The sequence below is a fragment of the Streptomyces sp. NPDC087787 genome, from assembly GCF_044743035.1.
Classification (GTDB): Bacteria; Actinomycetota; Actinomycetes; order Streptomycetales; family Streptomycetaceae; genus Streptomyces.
This window is the reverse complement of record NZ_JBIUVQ010000014.1, coordinates 16,310-31,675: the sequence shown is the minus strand read 5'-3', so window position 1 is coordinate 31,675 and position 15,366 is coordinate 16,310. Positions and strand designations below refer to the sequence as shown.

At 72.4% G+C, this 15,366-nt stretch carries 12 protein-coding genes; 5 read left to right on the top strand and 7 right to left on the bottom strand.

Translation table 11 applies throughout. The annotated features are described in order from the left end of the window. Positions 1–67 precede the first annotated feature (67 nt). The gene (locus tag ACIOWN_RS22270; protein WP_362351416.1) at positions 68–820 is read right to left on the bottom strand and encodes a MerR family transcriptional regulator; all 753 of its coding nucleotides are present in this window, start codon (positions 818–820) and stop codon (positions 68–70) included. 238 nt (positions 821–1,058) lie between these two features. Between ACIOWN_RS22270 and ACIOWN_RS22265 the strand changes: the two genes are divergently transcribed. After that, positions 1,059–2,522 (top strand): amino acid permease, encoded by a 1,464-nt coding sequence (locus tag ACIOWN_RS22265; protein ID WP_401983170.1) that lies wholly within the window; start codon positions 1,059–1,061, stop codon positions 2,520–2,522. Between the two features lie 65 nt (positions 2,523–2,587). Here the strand turns inward: ACIOWN_RS22265 and ACIOWN_RS22260 are convergent, their stop codons facing one another. Next, the gene (locus tag ACIOWN_RS22260) at positions 2,588–4,081 is read right to left on the bottom strand and encodes a M1 family metallopeptidase (protein ID WP_401983169.1); all 1,494 of its coding nucleotides are present in this window, start codon (positions 4,079–4,081) and stop codon (positions 2,588–2,590) included. Positions 4,082–4,263: 182 nt separating this feature from the next. Then, positions 4,264–5,199: an FAD-dependent oxidoreductase gene (locus tag ACIOWN_RS22255; protein ID WP_401983260.1), complete on the bottom strand. Its 936-nt coding sequence runs from the start codon at positions 5,197–5,199 to the stop codon at positions 4,264–4,266. A 90-nt stretch (positions 5,200–5,289) separates the two neighbouring features. Here ACIOWN_RS22255 and ACIOWN_RS22250 point away from each other — a divergent pair, with 90 nt between their 5' ends. Both ACIOWN_RS22250 and ACIOWN_RS22245 read left to right on the top strand, forming a co-directional pair. Next, a complete protein-coding gene (locus tag ACIOWN_RS22250; RefSeq protein ID WP_401983168.1) occupies positions 5,290–6,381 on the top strand; it encodes an oxidoreductase in 1,092 nt (363 codons plus the stop codon). A 13-nt stretch (positions 6,382–6,394) separates the two neighbouring features. Beyond that, the gene (locus tag ACIOWN_RS22245; RefSeq protein ID WP_362351427.1) at positions 6,395–8,035 is read left to right on the top strand and encodes an ABC-F family ATP-binding cassette domain-containing protein; all 1,641 of its coding nucleotides are present in this window, start codon (positions 6,395–6,397) and stop codon (positions 8,033–8,035) included. A gap of 424 nt (positions 8,036–8,459) precedes the next feature. Here the strand turns inward: ACIOWN_RS22245 and ACIOWN_RS22240 are convergent, their stop codons facing one another. Beyond that, entirely contained in the window at positions 8,460–10,826 is a 2,367-nt protein-coding gene (locus ACIOWN_RS22240; RefSeq protein WP_362351433.1) for a Tex family protein, read from the bottom strand. 246 nt (positions 10,827–11,072) lie between these two features. Beyond that, positions 11,073–11,819 (bottom strand): enoyl-CoA hydratase-related protein, encoded by a 747-nt coding sequence (locus ACIOWN_RS22235; RefSeq protein ID WP_362351436.1) that lies wholly within the window; start codon positions 11,817–11,819, stop codon positions 11,073–11,075. A gap of 123 nt (positions 11,820–11,942) precedes the next feature. On the opposite strand from ACIOWN_RS22235, the gene ACIOWN_RS22230 reads away from it, so the two are divergent. Next, positions 11,943–12,521 carry a DUF308 domain-containing protein gene (locus tag ACIOWN_RS22230; protein ID WP_362351439.1) on the top strand — a complete coding sequence of 193 codons (579 nt, stop codon included), beginning with the start codon at positions 11,943–11,945 and terminating at the stop codon, positions 12,519–12,521. A gap of 239 nt (positions 12,522–12,760) precedes the next feature. Then, the gene (locus tag ACIOWN_RS22225) at positions 12,761–13,270 is read left to right on the top strand and encodes an ATP-binding protein (protein ID WP_362351519.1); all 510 of its coding nucleotides are present in this window, start codon (positions 12,761–12,763) and stop codon (positions 13,268–13,270) included. A gap of 27 nt (positions 13,271–13,297) precedes the next feature. Here the strand turns inward: ACIOWN_RS22225 and idi are convergent, their stop codons facing one another. Then, positions 13,298–13,888, bottom strand: a complete 591-nt coding sequence (gene idi, locus ACIOWN_RS22220) for an isopentenyl-diphosphate Delta-isomerase (protein ID WP_362351442.1) — start codon at positions 13,886–13,888, stop codon at positions 13,298–13,300. 277 nt (positions 13,889–14,165) lie between these two features. Next, a complete protein-coding gene (locus ACIOWN_RS22215) occupies positions 14,166–15,104 on the bottom strand; it encodes a cation diffusion facilitator family transporter (RefSeq protein WP_362351445.1) in 939 nt (312 codons plus the stop codon). Positions 15,105–15,366: the final 262 nt, after the last annotated feature.

Genomic DNA, 15,366 nt, shown 5'->3' with positions numbered 1-15,366 from the left:
CGCGGCGAGGTGCCGTGCCGGGCGTCGCGAGCCGGTGAACCTTTCCGGTCGCAGCACTAGAAGCCGTTCAGCCGGACGGCGGCTCCTGCGTCCCCCGGGGATCCGCCCCCCGGGGGCCCTCCCGTCCGGCCGCGGCCAGCCACTCCCGCAGCTCCTCCTTCAGCGAGCGCTGGAAGGTGGTGAGCAGGGCCTGCACCACCAGGGGGTGCATCAGGGCGGACAGGGACCTCACGTCCCGGGTGTCGCGCTCGGCGACGGCGTCGCGCAGCAGCTTCGACAGCTCGTGGGCGGCCGTACGCGCGTGCTCGGTCAGCACCGTGCGGGCGGCGAGGATCGTCTCCTGGGACAGCGGCACGTCGAGGAGCTCCACGCCGAGCCGCAGCAGACCGGAGTCGACGCGGAAGCAGTCCCCGTCGGCCTCGACGACGTTCATCGCGGCCAGCCGCCGGACGTCCTCCTCGCCGAGCGCCCGGCCGGCCCGGCGCTCCAGCTCCCGCCGGGACAGCGACTCCACGGTGTCCGGTGCCCAGGACGCGACCACCGCGCGGTGGATGGCGAGGTCGTGCGGGCTGAGGTCCGGCGGAAGCTGCCGCAGATGGCGCTCGATCGCGGCGAGCGTCATGCCCCGCAGCTGCATCTCCTCGATCAGCGCCAGCCGTGCCAGGTGCTCCTGGCCGTAGCGGCCCACGCGGCGCGGGCCGAGCACCGGCGGCGGCAGCAGGCCCCGGCCGCTGTAGAAGCGGACCGTGCGCACCGTGACGCCGGCCCGCGCGGCCAGCTCGTCGATCGTGAGGGTCGGCTCGTCGGAGTCGGTCGTCATCGCAGCAGTATCGCTGTCCCACCAGTGCTGTGAAAGCCCTGACCTGCGGTGTACGGCCGGTTACCGATGAGTGAACGCTCTGTGTGAGAAGTTCCGCTCTGTGACGTACGCCATCGCCGGGGAACCAGCCGCCGGGGAAGCTGCTGCCCTGGTCTGTACCGCGACACGGGTGGTGCGGGCCGGATCACGTACGGACACCCGGGCGCAGGCGCCCGGGCACCAGAAAGTGGAACCACCCTTGAGCAAGGACGCCGTGCCCACGGCACAGGTCGCCTCCCACCAGGCGACCGGGACGCCCGCCGACGCGGGCGACGCCGGATACAGCAAGGACCTCAAGCACCGTCACGTCAACATGATCGCCATCGGTGGGGCGATCGGAACCGGGCTCTTTCTAGGAGCGGGCGGTCGCCTGCACAACGCGGGCCCCGCCCTGGCGCTGGCCTACCTCGTCTGCGGCATCTTCGCGTTCTTCGTCGTCCGGGCCCTCGGCGAACTGGTCCTGTACCGGCCCTCGTCCGGCTCCTTCGTGTCGTACGCGCGCGAGTTCCTCGGCGAGAAGGGCGCCTACGTCGCCGGCTGGATGTACTTCCTGAACTGGTCGACGACCGGTATCGCCGACATCACGGCGATCGCGCTCTACACGCACTACTGGAGCATGTTCACGTCCGTCCCGCAGTGGGTGCTCGCGCTGATCGCCCTCGCCGTGGTCCTCGCCGTGAACCTGATCTCGGTCAGGATCTTCGGCGAGATGGAGTTCTGGTTCGCGATCGTCAAGGTCGCCACCCTGGTCGGCTTCATGCTGATCGGCGTCTTCCTGCTGGCCACGCAGCACGACGTCGGCGGCCGGACCCCGGGCCTCAGCTCGATCACCGACCACGGCGGGTTCTTCCCGCACGGCGTGATGCCGGTCGTCCTCGTCATGCAGGGCGTGATCTTCGCCTACTCCGCCCTGGAGATGATCGGTGTCGCCGCCGGTGAGACCGCCGAGCCGGAGAAGATCATCCCGCGCGCGGTGAACTCGATCATGTGGCGCGTGGGCCTGTTCTACGTCGGCTCGGTCATCCTGCTCGCCCTGCTGCTGCCCGGTTCGGTCTACTCGGCCGGGGAGAGCCCCTTCGTCACCGTCCTGTCGAGGATCGGCGTCCCGGCGGCCGGCGACGTCATGAACCTCGTCGTCCTCACGGCCGCCATGTCGTCGCTGAACTCCGGCCTGTACACCACCGGCCGCATCCTGCGCTCCATGGCCGCGGCGGGCTCCGCTCCGAGGTTCACCGGCGTGATGAGCCGCAGCCGGGTCCCCTACGGCGGCATCCTCCTGACCTGCGCGGTCTGCGTGCTCGGCGTCGGCCTGAACTACGTCATGCCCGCCCAGGCCTTCGAGATCGTGCTGAACATCGCCTCCCTCGGCATCGTCAGCACCTGGGTGACCATCATGATCTGTCACCTGGTCTTCGTCCGCCGCGCCAAGGCCGGCCGACTCACCCGCCCGCACTTCCGCCTTCCCTGGAGCCCGTTCACCGAGATCGCCACGATCGCCTTCTTCATCGGCTGCCTCGGCATGATGTGGAACGACCCCGAGGTGGGCCGCAAGACCCTCCTGCTGATCCCGCTGATCGCGGCCCTCCTGGTCGCCGGCTGGTTCGGCGTCCGCCACCGCGTCTCCCGGACGGCCGACCGGGAGCTCTCCGAGATCACGGAGTAACGTCCCCACCCCGCTCACTCCGAGTGGGTGAGGCCGGGCGGCCGCGTGGGTCGCCCGGCCGTGGGTCACCTCGTGTGCACGTCGTTCGTCGCTTCGATCTTCTTCCAGGACCTCGGCGGAGCGGTGGGAGCCGACGCCTTCGTCAGAGACGCCGCGCGTGCCGCGGGGGCGGCCGGCTTGGCCGGCTGGAACAGCCAGGTGTCGAAGAGGGCCGCGAGCGGCTTGCCGGAGACCTGTTCGGCGTACTTCCGGAAGTCGGCCACGGAGGCGTTGCCGTAGGCGTGCTTCTGCGGCCAGCCCTTCAGCAGGGCGAAGAACGCCTTGTGGCCGATCTCGTTGCGCAGCGCCTGCACGGCGAGCGCGCCCCGGTCGTAGACCGCGATGTCGAACTGGTCGTCCGGACCCGGATCGCCCGGCGCGACCGTCCAGAAGGGGTCGCCGGCGGGGTGCGAGGCGTACACCCAGTCCGCCAGCTCCTGCGCGGTGCCCTCGCCCTCGTGCTCGGACCACAGCCACTGGGCGTAGCGCGCGAAGCCCTCGTTGATCCAGATGTCCTTCCAGCCCTTCAGCGACACGCTGTCGCCGTACCACTGGTGGGCCAGCTCGTGCACGACGACGGACGTGTTGGAGCCGCCTGCGAACTGCTTCGGGCTGTAGTACGCCCTGGTCTGCGTCTCCAGCGCGTAGCCGGTCGTCGTGTTCGGCACATAGCCGCCCGCCGAGCCGAACGGATACGGCCCGAAAAAGCCGCTCAGCCAGTCGACGATCTCACCGGTGCGCTCCACGCTCGCGCGGGCCGCCCCGGCGTTGTCGCCGAGGTCCCTGCTGTAGGCGTTGAGGACGGGGACACCGCCCTCGGAGGTGTTTGTCGTGATGTCGAACTTCCCGATCGCGAGCGTCGCCAGATACGTGGCCTGCGGCTTGTTCTGGCGCCAGTTGTACCGGGTCCAGCCGAGCTGCGAACCGGTCGACTGCAGAGTGCCGTTGGAGATCGCCTGCGTGCCGTCCGGCACGGCCACCGACACGTCGTAGGTGGCCTTGTCGCTCGGGTGGTCGTTGCTCGGGAACCACCACCAGGCCGCCTCCGGCTCGTCCGCCGCGATCCCGCCGTCCGGGGTGCGGTGCCAGGTGGTGAAGCCGTACGCGCTCTTCGTGGACGGCACGCCGCTGTAGCGGACCACCACCGTGATCGGCGTGTCCTTGGCCAGCGGCTTCTTCGGGGTGATCACCAGCTCGTGCTGACCGGAGGAGGCGTAGGCGGCCGTGGCGCCGTTGACCCGCACCTCGCTGACGTCCAGCAGGAAGTCCAGGTCGAAGCTGGACAGGTCCTGCGTGGTCCGTGCCTCGATCGTCGCCGTGCCCTCCAGCTCGTCCGTGGCCGGCTGGTACTTCAGTCTGAGGTCGTAGTGGGAGACGTCGTATCCGCCGTTGCCGTAGTACGGGTGATAGGGGTCGCCGATGCCCGGTGCGCCGGGGGAGTGGCTCGCGGCCGATGCCGGGATCGCCAGCAGCAGGGTGGCCGCCGCCAGTGCGCCCGGCGCGATCATTCTGCGGTGCACGTCAGCTCCAAGTCGTAGGGGCACGAGGTTGGTTCGGAGCCTATTGAGTCCCGGTGGCCACAGACGTGTCCATGCCCACCCCTGTCACACGATCGCCATTCGGCCGTCATGAGCGGAACACGCTCAGGGACCTTTCGAGCCACGCCCGTGCACTGGACGTGCCGCCAGGAGCGCCCCCGATTTCAGGCAGCCGGATACGCCAGCCCGGCCGCCCGGCGCGCACAACCCCAGGCCACCGTGACCCCGGCCCCGCCGTGCCCGTAGTTGTGCACCAGCACCCGCCCGCCCGGCAGCTCCTCGCGCTCCAGCCGCACCGCGTGCCGGACCGGCCGCAGCCCCACCCGGTGCCCCAGCACCCGCGCCCCGGCGATCTCCGGCCGGAGGGCCGCGCACCGCTCGACGATCAGGTCGGCCACCGCCGGATCGGGTACCTGCGACCAGTCGTCCTCCTCGGCCGTGCCGCCGAGGACGAGCCCGCCCGGCTGCGGGAAGACATAGGTGGAGGACTCCGAGGCGGGGTCGACCGCCGTCAGCCACGTCGTGATCCCCGGGTTCTCCACGACGACGAGCTGACCGCGCACGGGACGCACCGCGGGATCGGGGACGAGCTCACGGGCGCCGAGGCCGGTGCAGTTCACGACGACCGGCGCGTCGACCGCCGCCAGATCGGTTGCCGTCCGCTCCTCGACGACCCCGCTCGCCTCGGTCAACCGCTCGCGCAGCCACGGCAGATGTGCCGACATGTCGATCAGCGGGAGCCTTGCCCACAGCGCCGTTCCCGCCGCCCACTCCCCGGCGTGCGCCGGGCGCAGCGAGGGCACCCGCGCCGCCCACGGCCCCAGCGAGTCCAGCCGCGTCCCGGCGTGCACCCCCTCGACCATGCGTACGCCCGTCTCGGCAGGAAGCACCGCCAACTCCTCGTACACCGCCAGGGATTCGAGCGACCACTCCCCGACGAGCGACTCCGGCTCGATCCGGTACGGCCACCACAGCGCCCCGGCGACCGCCGACGTCGTGCGTTCGGCGGGCTCACGCGTCCACACCCGCACCCGCCGGCCGCGCTCGGCCAGCACGACGGCCGTCGTCAGCCCGATGACGCCGCCGCCGACCACCACCACCTCGGCACCCGGCTCACTGTCCACGCAGCGCACGGTAGCGGAAGGCGCACACCGTGCTCACCTCGGCCCCGGGGCGGGAATACTCACGGCATGCCTGCCGAGTACACGACCTTCGGTCTGGCCCCGGCGACGCGTCCCGGGGAGATCGCCGCCGACGGCGGCCACCGGCTCCACCGTGACTTCGTGGACTTCGTCGTGGACGGACGGTCCCTGCTGTTCCGGCTCGCCGACCTGGACGCGGTCTCCCCGCTCGCCTCGGACGTGCCGCCCGCGATCCTCGCCGCCCAGGTGCGCGGCCTGCTGCTGGAGAGCGAGGCGCCGCTGCCCGGCGGCCGGTACCTCATCTACGGCTGCCCCGAGTGCGAGGACCTGGCCTGCGGCGCGGTCACCGCCGTCATCGAGCGGGCCCACGCGCGCGGCACCGGTACGGACGGGGCGGACGGGGCGGACTACGTATGGCGGGACTTCGCCTGGCAGACGGACGCGCACGCCGACCTGGAACGGGACGGCTACCACGGCATCGGTCCGTTCCGCTTCGCCGGCGCCGAGTACCGCGCGGCACTGCGATCGCTGCTGGACGGCGACGGCGACGGCGACGGCCGCGCGCCCCGTCGCCGGGTGCTGCTCGTCGGGGCCCGGGCCGCCGCCCTCGCCCGGCTCGCCGCCGCCCTGCGCGCCCTCGGCATCGGCGCCGACATCGCCGGCGACACGGTCCACATCCACACCGGCGAACTGTGCCAGTACGGTGCCGTCGTCTTCGGCACGGGCGTCGGCCCGGCCGAACGCGCCGCCGTCCGGGGCGCCTTCGAGCGCGCGGGCGCCGACGTGGCCCGGGTCGACGGGACTCCTCCGATCGTGCCGCTCCTGGTCGCCCGGATCGAGCAGGCCCTGGACCCCGGTCCCGTCGAGCGGCGCCGGCTGACCCGGCTGACGGCCGCCGGCGGCGCGGCGGACGTCGAGGTCACCTCCGCCTGCCGGGTCCGGCTCACCGCCCACCGACTGGACCGGCTGCACCGCACCCGCACCCGGGAACTCTTCGACGGCGTCCTGGAACCGGGCCGGCACCGGCTCGCGCTGGACGCCCGGGCGGTGAAGGGGGAGTCCTTCGTGGTGGCGCGGACGGCCGGGGGCGTGCTGGTGGCGGCGGTGGCGCACGGAGAGCCGCCGGGGCACCGCCGTTAGGATCGGTCTCCTGATGACTGCCACCCTCGTTGCCAAGAACCTCGCCGCCGGGCACGGCGACCGCGCGCTGTTCGCCGGACTGGACCTCGTCGTCGCGCCCGGGGACGTGATCGGGCTGGTCGGCGCCAACGGCGCGGGCAAGTCCACCCTGCTCAGGATGCTCGCCGGGCTGAGCACCCCGGAACAGGGCGAGGTCGTCCTGTCCCCGCCGGGGGCGAGCGTCGGGCACCTGCCCCAGGAGCCGGAGCGGCGGGCGGGGGAGACCGTACGGGAGTTCCTCGCCCGGCGTACCGGGGTGGCCGCGGCCCAGCGGGCCATGGACGAGGCCACGCAGGCGCTCGTCGACGGGGCGCCGGGCGCGGACGACGCGTACGCGAGCAGCCTGGAGCGGTGGCTCGGCCTCGGCGGCGCCGATCTCGACGAACGCGCCGACGAGGTCGCCGACTCGCTCGGCCTGGCCGTCGGCCTCGACCAGCCCATGACATCCCTGTCGGGCGGCCAGGCGGCCCGCGCCGGACTCGCCTCGCTGCTGCTGTCCCGCTACGACGTCTTCCTGCTCGACGAGCCGACCAACGACCTCGACCTGGCCGGCCTGGAGCGCCTGGAGCGGTTCGTGACCGGCCTGCGCGCCGGGACGGTCGTCGTCAGCCACGACCGCGAGTTCCTCACCCGCACCGTCACCAAGGTCCTCGAACTCGACCTGGCCCAGCGGCGGATCAACCTCTACGGCGGCGGATACGGGGCCTATCTGGAGGAGCGGGACGTCGCCCGCAGGCACGCCCGCGAGGACTACGAGGAGTACGCCGACAAGAGGGCCGCCCTCCAGGACCGGGCCCAGATGCAGCGGTCCTGGATGGACAAGGGCGTGAAGAACGCCCGGCGCAAGGCGGGCGGCGACAACGACAAGATCGGCCGCAAGTTCCGCAGCGAGGCCAGTGAGAAGCAGGCCGCGAAGGCCCGCCAGACCCAGCGCATGATCGAACGGCTCGAGGTCGTCGAGGAGCCCCGCAAGGAGTGGGAGCTGCGCATGGAGATCGCGTCGGCCCCGCGCTCGGGCGCGGTCGTCGCCACGCTCCGGGACGCGGAGGTGCGGCGGGGCGGCTTCGTGCTGGGCCCGGTGAACCTCCAGATCGACTGGGCGGACCGGGTGGCGGTCACCGGGGCCAACGGCGCGGGCAAGTCGACGCTGCTGGCCGCGCTGCTGGGGCGGATCCCGGTGGACGCCGGGCACGCGGCGCTGGGCTCCGGCGTGCTGGTCGGCGAGGTCGACCAGGCCCGCCGCGTCTTCCACGGCACCGAAGCCCTGCTGGACGCCTTCTGCGCGGCGGTGCCGGACACCGAGCCGGTGGAGGCGCGGACGCTGCTCGCCAAGTTCGGTCTCAAGGCGGACCATGTGACGCGTCCCGCCGCGACGCTCTCCCCGGGCGAACGGACCCGGGCCGCGCTCGCCCTCCTCCAGGGCAGGGGCGTGAACCTCCTGGTCCTGGACGAGCCCACCAACCACCTGGATCTGCCGGCCATCGAGCAACTGGAGTCGGCGCTGGACTCCTACCAGGGCACCCTGCTGCTGGTCACCCACGACCGTCGCATGCTCGACGCGGTGCACGTCACCCGCCGACTGGAGGTGGCCGAGGGCAAGGTGACGGAGCATTAGCGCTTTCCCGCCTTGCGGGGACCCGCGGTGAACGGCCGGACAGGGGGTCTTACACTCGGTCACCGTTGCCCAGCGGAACGAAACCGCAGATCGGAAGGCATGGTCACCCATGTTCCAAGACGCCCCCATTTATCACCAACTCGTAGCCGAACGAGGGGACGTGCCCGCGCGCGTGCGTGACGCGGCCACGACCATACAGCGGCAGCTCGAGGACGTGATGCGAACGGGGCACCCCAACGCCGCCTTCACCCCGGGCCCGCCGCCCCCGGGCGCGGCCCCACGCCCCCACGCCGAGCTCCCCCCGGGCCAGCACCCGCCGCGATGACCCCGCCCCGACGGGTCCGCGCGGCCGCCGGTCACGTCGACGGGAAACGGCCCGGACCCGCCCGAAGGCGGGTCCGGGCCGCGGCGTCAGCGGCGGGCGTTACTTCCGGTCGAGGAGGCCGGCGCGCCGGAGGGCGTCCGCCATCGCGCTGTTGGCGGGCGGGGGCGCCTGGCGGGAACCGCCGCCACCGCCACCGCCGCCGCGGCCCTGGCGCTGCTGCGGAGGCCGGCCGCCGCGACGGCGCCGGTCGCCGCCGTCGCCCTGAGCCTGGCGGTCCTGCGGCGCCGCCTCGTCGTCCAGACGCAGCGTCAGCGAGATCCGCTTGCGCGGGATGTCGACGTCCAGCACCTTCACCTTGACGATGTCACCGGGCTTGACGACATCGCGCGGATCCTTCACGAACTGCTTCGACATCGCCGAGACGTGCACCAGACCGTCCTGGTGGACGCCGACGTCGACGAACGCGCCGAAGGCCGCCACGTTCGTCACCACGCCCTCCAGGACCATCCCGGACGACAGGTCGGCGATCTTCTCGACGCCCTCCTTGAACGTGGCCGTCCTGAACGCCGGCCGCGGGTCGCGCCCCGGCTTCTCCAGCTCCTTCAGGATGTCGCTCACCGTCGGCAGGCCGAACGTGTCGTCCACGAAGTCGGCCGCCCGGAGCGAGCGCAGCACCCCGGTGTTGCCGACCAGCGAGGCCACCTCCTGGCCCGTGGTCTTCACCATCCGGCGGACCACGGGATAGGACTCGGGGTGCACGCTGGAGGCGTCCAGCGGGTCGTCGCCGCCGCGGATCCGCAGGAAGCCCGCACACTGCTCGTAGGCCTTCGGACCCAGCCGCGAGACGTTCTTGAGCTGCGCCCGCGAGGTGAACGGCCCGTTGGCGTCCCGGTGCGCCACGATGTTCTCCGCCAGTGACGAGGTGACGCCGGAGACCCGCGCGAGCAGCGGCACGGACGCGGTGTTCACGTCCACGCCGACGCCGTTCACACAGTCCTCGACCACCGCGTCCAGCGAGCGGGACAGCTTCACCTCGGACAGGTCGTGCTGGTACTGGCCGACCCCGATCGACTTGGGGTCGATCTTGACCAGTTCGGCCAGCGGGTCCTGGAGCCGGCGGGCGATCGAGACCGCGCCGCGCAGGGAGACGTCCATGTCGGGCAGTTCCCGCGAGGCGTACGCCGACGCCGAGTACACCGACGCGCCCGCCTCCGACACCATCACCTTGGTGAGCTTCAGCTCCGGGTGCCTGGCGATGACGTCGGCGGCCAGCTTGTCGGTCTCCCGGGACGCGGTGCCGTTGCCGATCGCGATCAGGTCGACCGCGTGCTCCTTGGCCAGCCGGGCCAGCTTGGCGACGGCCTCGTCCCACCGGTTGGCCGGAACGTGCGGGTGGACGACGTCGGTGGCGACGACCTTGCCGGTCGCGTCGACCACGGCGACCTTCACGCCCGTACGGAACCCGGGGTCGAGACCGAGGGTCGCGCGCGTGCCGGCCGGCGCGGCGAGCAGCAGGTCGCGCAGGTTGGCCGCGAACACGTTGACCGCCTCGTCCTCCGCGGCCGTGCGCAGCCGCAGCCGCAGGTCGATGCCCAGGTGGACGAGGATCCGGGTGCGCCAGGCCCAGCGGACCGTGTCCTGGAGCCACTTGTCGGCGGGCCGGCCGCGGTCGGTGATCCCGAACCGGTGGGCCACGATCCCCTCGTACGACGACGGGCCGTCCACCTGCTCCTCCGGCTCCAGGACGAGGTCCAGGACCTCCTCCTTCTCCCCGCGCAGCATCGCGAGGATCCGGTGCGAGGGCAGCTCGGTGAACGGCTCGGCGAAGTCGAAGTAGTCGGCGAACTTGGCGCCCGACTCCTCCTTGCCCTCCCGCACCTTGGCGGCCAGCCGCCCGCGCACCCACATGCGCTCGCGCAGCTCGCCGATCAGGTCGGCGTCCTCCGAGAACCGCTCGGTGAGGATCGCCCGCGCGCCCTCCAGCGCCGCCTGCGGATCGGCGACGCCCTTGTCCGCGTCGACGAAGGCGGCCGCCGCCGCGAGCGGCTCCACGGACGGATCACCGAGCAGGCCCTCGGCCAGCGGCTCCAGACCCGCCTCCCGGGCGATCTGCGCCTTGGTCCGCCGCTTCGGCTTGTACGGCAGGTAGACGTCCTCCAGCCGCGCCTTGGTCTCGGCGCCGCGGATCCGCGCCTCCAGTTCATCGGTGAGCTTGCCCTGCTCGCGCACCGACTCGAGGATCGCCGCCCGCCGCTCCTCCAGTTCCCGCAGATACCGCAGCCGCTCCTCGACGGTGCGCAGTTGCGCGTCGTCGAGCATCTCGGTCGCCTCCTTGCGGTAGCGGGCGATGAAGGGCACCGTCGAACCGCCGTCCAGCAGCTCCACGGCGGCCTTGACCTGCCGCTCCCGTACGCCGAGCTCCTCGGCGATCCTGTCCTCGATGGACGCTGTGAGGGGTGTCGTCACGATCCCGTACCGCCTTCTCCACTTCGGTGTGCGCCGCAATTGTGGCAGGCCCCACCGGCAACCTGGCCGCAGGGCGCCGCCCGGCGAGGCGCGTTCCCGCCACCCCGCGCCCCGGCGGGAACGGGCGGCAATGGCGGGAAAGGTGGGAAAGGTGGGAAACCCGTCATCGCGGCCGTCCTCCGGCCCGCGAGGAATCGGTCGCATGGCGCGGCGAAGCCGCCGCTTCGTGCTGATGTGGACGGCCGGCTACCGCACGCTCCAGGTGAACCGGGCGGTCCGGCGCTCCAGGAACGCGGCGACGCCCTCCGCGGTGTCGCCGCTCGCGCCCGCCTGCTCGGCCCAGTGGGCGTCGCGGTCCGTGCGGCCGTCCGCGAACTCCTTCGCCGCGGCCTGCGTCAGCTGCGAGCGAGCGGCGAGGATTTCAGTGAACTCCGCGACCCGCTTGGCGAGTTCGCCCTCCGGCAGCACCTCGTCGACCAGGCCGGTGCGCAGCGCGCGCTCCGTGTCGATCAACTCGCCCGAGAAGAGCAGGTACTTGGCGGTCGCCGGGCCCACCAGGGAGACCAGCCGGCGGGTGGCGGAGGAGGGGTAGACGATGCCCAGTCTGGCCGGCGTCACCCCGAACAGCGCCCCCGCCTCGGCGAACCGCAGGTCGCAGGCCGCCGCGAGCTGGGCGCCGCCGCCCACGCAGTGCCCGCGCACCGCCGCCAGCGTCGGCTTGGGGAACGCGGCGAGCGCCTCCTCGGCCTCCCCCGCGAGTCGCTGCGCCTCCCGCGGTGAGCCGCGCAGCGTGGAGATGTCGGCGCCGGAGCAGAACGTCTCGCCCGACCCCGTGAGCACCAGCGCCCGCACGCCCGGATCGGCCGCGAGGTCGTCCAGGAGCGGGGGCAGCGCCCGCCACATCGCGGCGGTCATCGCGTTGCGCTTGGCCGGGTGGTGGACCACGACGGTGGCCACCGCGCCGGTGACGTCGTGCAGCAACTGCGGCTCCATGCGCCGGATGCTATCCGCCCGGCCGAGCGTTTGATCAAGAAGGGCCGGGGGACAGTTACGACACGGTGGCAAAGGGAACAAAACGTGGAAACGGGGGGCCCGCGCGGCTTCGAGGAGGCGCCGATGGCCAGGTTGACCAAGCCCCGCAGTGAGACGGCGAGGATGCGCCGGAGTTTCGGCTGGCTCGCCGGACTCGGGGTGCTCCTGGTGGTGGCCGGTCTTGTCGGGCTCGTCTACACGGCCGCCGTCACGCTGACCTCCATGCTCCTGTTCGGCTGGCTGCTGCTGATCGGCGGTCTCGTCGGGCTGCTGCACGCGGTCCAGGCGCGCGGTTCGAGCTTCTTCTGGCTCGGTGTCATCGTGGCCGCGCTGAACATCGCGGCGGGCGTGGTGGTCATCGGCCATCCGCACGCGACCGCCGCCGCGCTCACCATGTTCGCCGCCCTGCTGTTCCTGACCGGAGGCCTGTTCCGGGTGGTCGGCAGCCTCGTCGTGCGCGGCCCCCAGTTCGGCTGGACGCTGCTGCTGGGCGCCTTCTACCTGCTGCTGGGCGTCCTGGTACTGGGCTCCTGGCCGAGCAGCAGCCAGTACGTCATCGGCGCCTTCTTCTCCCTCGCCCTGCTCTTCGACGGCCTCGGCCTGATCGCGACCGGCTTCGGCGGCCGCCGCATCGTCGGCATGGTCTCCGACGGCACCGCCTAGCGGTGGCGGTGCCGTCCCGGCCGGGGCGGGCTCGGGGGACGCATGGACCGTACAACCCGAAAAGTTCGCGATGTCTGCGTGGACGGGTCAGCACCGGTCCCGTCCCTGACCGATTCGTGCGGCAACGGTCACAAGGCGCTTGAAACACGCTGACTTGTGTTCAGTCCTTGGGCTGGGCGCGGTGCGTTACCAACACTCGACGTGTGGTGACAATCGAGCGCGAGGGTGGCGACCGGACGATGGACAACCACGGGCGCGGGTACGGCTCACGCCCGGAGGGCGGCGCCAGGGCACCCCTGGGCGACGTACCGCCGGATCCGCTTCCGTACGAGGGCGTCTGGCGGTTCACCGCGCCCGCCGTCGACGCCTCCGTCCCGCAGGCCCGGCACGCGGTCCGGGACCTGCTGCTGCGCCAGGGCGTCCCGGTCTCGGACGACTTGCTCCACGGGCTGCTGCTGATCGTGTCCGAGCTGGTCACGAACGCCGTACGGCACGCGGCGCTGCTCTCGCCGATGCTCGCCGTGGAGATCGCGGTCGGCGCGGAGTGGGTGCGGGTGTCCGTGGAGGACAACCACCCCTACCGCCCCACCGCCCTGGAGACCGACCACGCGCGCACCGGCGGGCGCGGGCTGCTGCTGGTCCGCGAGATCGCGCGGGAGGCCGGCGGTGTCTGCGACGTCGAGCACACCGCGAGCGGCGGCAAGGTGATCTGGGCAGCCCTGCCGCTCAAGCCCGCGCACCAGGTCTGACAGCACTTCCGGCGCCGTCCCCGGAGCTCACCAGCCCGCGGGACCCGTCAGCTCCCTGACCGCGGGGCGCGCCGCGTCCAGCACGGTCGGGAACCAGACGGAGAAGGTGTCCCGCGCCTGCCGCTCCGCCAGCTCGGCGGGCGTCACGAACGCCGTGGCGGCGATCTCCTCCGGGTCCGGCCGCAGCGGGGACTGCACCAGGCCGATGAAGAGGTGGTTGTACTCCTGCTCCACCAGGCCCGAGTCCGGGTCCGGGTGGTGGTAGCGGACCGTGCCCGCCTCGGCGAGCAGCGACGGGGAGATCCCCAGCTCCTCGTACGTGCGCCGGGCCGCCGCCGCCATGGGTGCCTCACCGGGGTAGGGGTGGCCGCAGCAGCTGTTGGACCACACGCCGGGGGAGTGGTACTTCCCCAGGGCCCGCTGCTGCAGCAGCAGCCGGCCGCGGTTGTCGAACAGGAACACGGAGAAGGCGCGGTGCAGCCGTCCCGGTGGCTGGTGGGCGGACAGCTTCTCCGCGGTGCCGATCGTCACGCCGTCCTCGTCGACCAGTTCCAGCAAGATCGCTTCCGCGGCGCCGTTCGACGAGCTGTGCTTCGCGGTGGCAGGTGTGGTCGGCATACCCATCCTTCACTTCGGTCCTCGAGTCCCAAGTCTGCCGTACGAAACCGGCACTCCCGGCACTTCCCGGCACTCCGCATGTCCTGCGGGGCGCCGTGGTCCCGCGGCTCGACAGCCGCCGGGCACCGCTGGGGATCGTGCCCGGCCGGTCACACCCGGAACCGTTGGGACACTCCCTGCGGCGAGGACGCGGGCGCACGCCGAGCCCCGCGATGCGGCGCGGGCGCCGTGCGCGCCGGGCGCCCCGGGCCGGTCAGGGCCGCGGGGGAGAGGCCCGTCAGTGGCACAGACGCGCCTCGTGCTCCGCGTGCCCGCTCGGCTCCAGCTGGAAGGTGCAGTGCTCCACGTCGAAGTGGTCCCCGAGGCAGCCCTGGAGCTCGTGCAGAAGCTTCTCGTGGCCGGTGGCGCTGAGCGCGTCGGAGCGGACGACCACGTGCGCGGAGAGCACCGGAAGACCCGAGGTGATCGTCCAGGCGTGCAGGTCGTGCACGTCCTCCACGCCGTCGAGCGCCAGGATGTGCGCCCGCACCTCGTTCATGTCGACGTTCTTCGGGGCCGCCTCCAGCAGCACGTCGAGGGTCTCGCGCAGCAGCCGGAAGGTGCGCGGCACGATCAGCACGCCGATGGCGAGGGAGGCGACGGGGTCGGCGGCCTGCCAGCCCGTGAGCAGGATCACGGCCGCCGAGATCATGACGGCCACCGAGCCGAGCGCGTCCGCGGCCACCTCAAGGAAGGCACCGCGCACGTTCAGGCTCTCCTTCTGGCCGCGCATCAGCAGCATCAGGGAGACCGAGTTCGCCACCAGGCCGATCGCGCCGAACACGAGCATCAGCCCACCCTGGGTGGGAGCCGGGGTGAGGAACCGCTCGACCGCCTCGTAGAGGACATAGCTGCCGACGCCGAGCAGCAGCAGGCAGTTCGCGAGCGCGGCGAGGATCTCCGCGCGGGCGAAGCCGAAGGTGCGGTTCCCGCTCGGCGGGCGGTTGGCGAAGTGGATGGCCAGCAGCGCCATGCCGAGGCCGAGGGCGTCGGTGGCCATGTGGGCGGCGTCCGCGATCAGCGCCAGCGAGTCCGCGAGCAGGCCGCCGACGATCTCCACCACCATCACGGTGAGCGTGATCGACAGCGCGATGCGCAGCGTGCCGCGGTGCGCGGCGCCGGCCGTGCCGCCCGCTCCGGCGCCGTGCGCGTGCCCGTGGTCGTGACCGGCCCCCATGGGATGACCGCCCTTTCCGTATTGCGTCCGGGATCACAGTGAACTACGGGCCGGGGGTATGGGGCAACGCGGCACTGAACACCGTTGTCATGTCCCCTGACCTGCGCAAACGAACCGCAGGTCAGCGTGCGCGACGGCGCCGCGGCGCACCGCGGAGGGGCTGGTCCGACGGGCCCGGAGCGGGGACGCGGGGCGGTCTCCCCGGCGTCGTGCGGAGCCGGATGTGACGAATGTCCGTTCTGGTGCGGAGTTTGTGGCCCGG